The sequence below is a fragment of the Candidatus Hydrogenedentota bacterium genome, from assembly GCA_019695095.1.
Classification (GTDB): Bacteria; Hydrogenedentota; Hydrogenedentia; order Hydrogenedentales; family SLHB01; genus JAIBAQ01.
This window is the reverse complement of the sequence record JAIBAQ010000379.1, coordinates 1-2,855: the sequence shown is the minus strand read 5'-3', so window position 1 is coordinate 2,855 and position 2,855 is coordinate 1. Positions and strand designations below refer to the sequence as shown.

Here is a 2,855-nt window from a genome sequence, read left to right as displayed (position 1 = left end):
ACCAGCAGGGTCACCACGAAGGCAACGATCTGGTCTCGGCAAAAGCCCGAGAAGAAAATCCCAATGGACAGGAAGAACGCGCCCAGAAGCAACGTACCCAAGTATCCGCCGATGATGGCGCCGGTGTCCGGCGAACCCAGTGCATACAGCATGATGGGCACGGTGCACGTCGCGGAAAGGGTCAGCGCAAAAAACACGAAGGTCGCGAGGAACTTGCCCAGCACAAGTTCACGGGCGCGCATGGGGAACGTCAACAGCAGTTCCCACGTATTCTCCTTCCGCTCTTCCGCCCAGACGCGCATGGTTACCGCGGGAATGAACACGCACATGAGCAGTGGGATGTTCCCGAAGAACGAGCGCATGTCGGCAACGGGGAACGTAAAGAACGAAGTGATGTACAAACCGACGCTGATCGCCAGGAAGACGATCATGAAGATATAGCCAATCGGAGACGTGAAGTAGGCCTTCAAGTCCCGGCGCATGATGGTCAATATGTTCTGCATTACGCGACCTCCTCCTTCGCGGCTCCGGCTGTCGCGGGTTCGGTCAACCGCAGGAAGGTCTCTTCCAACGTAAGCGGATGATCGGACAGTTCGCGGACTTCCCAATTCTTCATACGGGCCAACTTGCCGACTTCACGCCACAACTCGGCTCCCACCTTGCCGTGGACAATGAACGTCGCATAGCCCCCGTTTTGAGCGACAAATTCGACTTTACGCGTGCCTTCCATACCGGAGAGCAAGCGCTCCAATTCAGAGCGGTCACCAGCGATGCAAACGCGCGTGCGCTCGTGCTGTTTCGCTTTCTCGCGCAACTCGGCAAGCGTTCCGTCGCCGACGATACGGCCCTGATTGATGATCACGATGCGGTCCGCCGTCGCTTCCACTTCCTGCAGGATATGCGTCGAAACGATTACCGTCTTGCCTGCCGCCAGGCTCTTGATGAGGTGGCGAATTTCCAGGATCTGGTGCGGGTCGAGACCCGAGGTCGGTTCGTCGAGGATGATGATGGAGGGGTCATGAATAAGGGCCTGAGCCAAGCCCACGCGCTGCTTATACCCCTTCGACAACTCGCGAATCACTTTGCGATACATGGGGCGAAGGCCGCACTCTTCGAGCACGACTTCGGTGCGGGCGCGCAGTTGAGCGCCGCCAAGCCCGCGAGCCTGCGCCACGAAAGCCAGATACTCGCGAACCTCCATGTCCATATACAACGGGAGGATTTCGGGAAGATACCCGATAATCTTCCGCACGCCCAGCGGATCGTCGAGTACGTCAACCCCTCCGACCTTGGCCGTGCCCTTTGTTGGATGAAGATAGGTCGTGAGAATCTTCATCGTGGTAGATTTGCCTGCGCCGTTCGGGCCCAACAGGCCGACGATTTCGCCCTGCTTGACCTCGAACGACACATCTCTGAGCGCTACCACCGGCCCATAATGCATCGTCAGCTTCTCAGCCCTGATCATCTTCTCTCTCCTGAACGGTTTAGCGAGTTTTCGCCCGGTTCCGTGAACGCGGCCAACGCCCTCCGCAGACAGATCGGTCGCTCATGGAATCGTGGGTATACGCCCGGAAACAGAGTTCCCCTTCCGGCACACAGCAAGGTCCGTACCGCCCTGAAGGTCTGGGACGGAACGCGTAGCATATCATGCTACGTCGTTCTAGGTCAATGAGTTATGACTTCGCACGTCCAGCCGCACGACGCATTCGGGTGTCGCATTTGGGGTTGCATGCCTCAGATGGAGTTTGGAGGTGAAGGCGAATCGAGCCTACCGGAATATACCTCACCGACCCGAACGAGTCCGTCCCGCAAGCGCCACCCACACCCGCTTAACGACCTCGGAGTCCCTTTTTCGGCCTTCATATCCCGATTTCTAAAATCCGAATCTGAATTTCACAGCCCACTCCAACTCCACCCCATCCGAACCACCCACCGACGCCACCCCAACTCCACCCGCCCCCAGCGTCTCCACGCCTCTGCGCGAGAAATCTCTTCTCTTCGTGCTTAACCCGATTGCCTGCCCGCAGATAGCAGTTCAGTCGAGCCTACCGTAATACACGCGGGTGTCGTACTCGAACTGCACGAAGCCTTCCAGCGCATGGCGCTCGTAGCATGCACGCAGGGCGCGCGCAAAGTCGGGGTGCCTGGGATCGCCCTCCGCAGGAACGTAAGACGACGACATGGCCCGCCCATACAAACCTTCCCAATCGAATCGTTGAGCGTTCGGGAAAACCTGCTCGCGATAACCGCTTGGGCCAAAGATTGCACTAAGACGGCCTTCGTCGATGTTGCGATGGTTGACTTGCTCGTAATCCGTTCCAAGTTCCTTGAGCAGCACTTCGTAGTCGCGGAGAAAAGGAGTGGAATCGGTTCTCCGGTCGTTCCAGATCAACACCAGATGGCCTCCGGGCTTCAAAATACGCCCGAACTCCTGCCGGGTCTTCGCCGGATGGAACCAATGAAAAGCCTGAGCGGCGGTAATTGCATCGACGGACGCACTCGCCAGCTTTGTGGCCTCTGCCGTCCCGTCGATGCTGTGGAACAACGGAAACTGCGCCAGCAGGACTTCTGCTGCCTCGCGCATGGGCGCATTCGGCTCGACGGCATAGACGCGGCAGCCCGCTTGAAGCAACAACTTACTCCAGATCCCCGTGCCGGACCCTATATCGGCAACGACGCAGGACGGGCCCAAGCCGATGGCGCTTCCGAGAAAAGGAAGAATGGCCTCGGGATATCCAGGTCGATACGCAATGTAGTCCTGTACTCGGTTGGAAAAACGCGCCGTCGAATCCATGGTATCAACTCCGTTCTACAATCGGGCATCTTCTCTGCTTAATACGCGGAAATTGTCCCCC

3 protein-coding genes are annotated in these 2,855 nt (G+C 58.0%); all 3 read right to left on the bottom strand.

The window, feature by feature from the left end; genetic code table 11:
* The coding region (locus K1Y02_26625; protein MBX7259958.1) for an ABC transporter permease at positions 1-503 on the bottom strand (503 nt) is incomplete at its 3' end.
* Entirely contained in the window at positions 503-1,465 is a 963-nt protein-coding gene (locus K1Y02_26620; GenBank protein MBX7259957.1) for an ABC transporter ATP-binding protein, read from the bottom strand. The genes K1Y02_26625 and K1Y02_26620, both read right to left, overlap by 1 nt.
* Before the next feature lie 570 nt (positions 1,466-2,035).
* Positions 2,036-2,794 (bottom strand): class I SAM-dependent methyltransferase, encoded by a 759-nt coding sequence (locus K1Y02_26615; protein MBX7259956.1) that lies wholly within the window; start codon positions 2,792-2,794, stop codon positions 2,036-2,038.
* Between the last annotated feature and the right edge of the window lie 61 nt (positions 2,795-2,855).

Bases quoted from the DNA above. Each gene is read 5' to 3' on its own strand.
- K1Y02_26615 (MBX7259956.1), bottom strand. From the start codon at position 2,794: ATGGATTCGACGGCGCGTTTTTCCAACCGAGTACAGGACTACATTGCG.
- K1Y02_26620 (MBX7259957.1), bottom strand. From the start codon at position 1,465: ATGATCAGGGCTGAGAAGCTGACGATGCATTATGGGCCGGTGGTAGCG.